The 781-nt window shown below is 32.9% G+C and carries 1 protein-coding gene; it reads left to right on the top strand.

The genetic code is table 11. The features are described from left to right. The first annotated feature begins 62 nt into the window (after positions 1-62). Positions 63-770, top strand: a complete 708-nt coding sequence (locus tag Q0954_RS34170; RefSeq protein WP_299466634.1) for an IS1 family transposase — start codon at positions 63-65, stop codon at positions 768-770. Positions 771-781: the final 11 nt, after the last annotated feature.

Genomic DNA, 781 nt, shown 5'->3' with positions numbered 1-781 from the left:
TGGTAGTTCTTTGAAATGTATGATGATTATGAAATTGACAATGAGGGAGTTATCTTTATGAAATGTGCGAAATAACGATAAAAATAAGCTGTCCTCACTGTCATAGCTCAAAAATAGTGAAAAATGGTTTAAAAAAAACTGGTCATCAAAATTACCTTTGCCGTGGCTGTGGCAAGCAATTTCAACATGAATATATCTACCAAGGTGCTAATCCTACCATAGGTATTCAGTTGCGAAATTTACTTTTACGTGGTAATTCATTGAGTGATTGTAAAGCTATTTTAGGCGTAGGTTTCCAATTTATTTTGAAGTGGTTACTCAACCACACGAAAGGCTTGGAGTTAAAGCCTAGCAAAACACATTATGATAAAATACAAATTGATGAGTTTTGGACTTATGTCGGGAGTAAGAAAAACAAAAAATGGATTATTTATGCTTATGCTCCTGAAACCAATGAAATACTCGCTTTTGTCATAGGACGTAGAGATGAAGCAACGACAAGAAAACTTTATAAAAAACTTCGTAAAATACAAATTGACTGGATTTGTACTGATAATTGGAAATCGTTTAAAAAAGTGTTTCCTTCTGAGGTTCATTTAATTGGAAAAGCCTTTACTAGACATATTGAAGGAGTCAATAACTCCATTCGGACTTTTCTTAGAAGATCATTCCGAAAAACTACTTGTTTTTCCAAAGAACTTGAGTATCACAAAGCAGCTTTCAAACTATTTTTTCACTATAGAAACCAAGGTTTACTCATCATACATTGAATAGAACAACC

This window comes from uncultured Microscilla sp. (genome assembly GCF_947493425.1).
Classification (GTDB): Bacteria; Bacteroidota; Bacteroidia; order Cytophagales; family Microscillaceae; genus Microscilla.
This window is presented reverse-complemented; position numbering and strand designations above follow the sequence as displayed.

Bases quoted from the DNA above. Each gene is read 5' to 3' on its own strand.
- Q0954_RS34170 (WP_299466634.1), top strand. From the start codon at position 63: ATGTGCGAAATAACGATAAAAATAAGCTGTCCTCACTGTCATAGCTCA.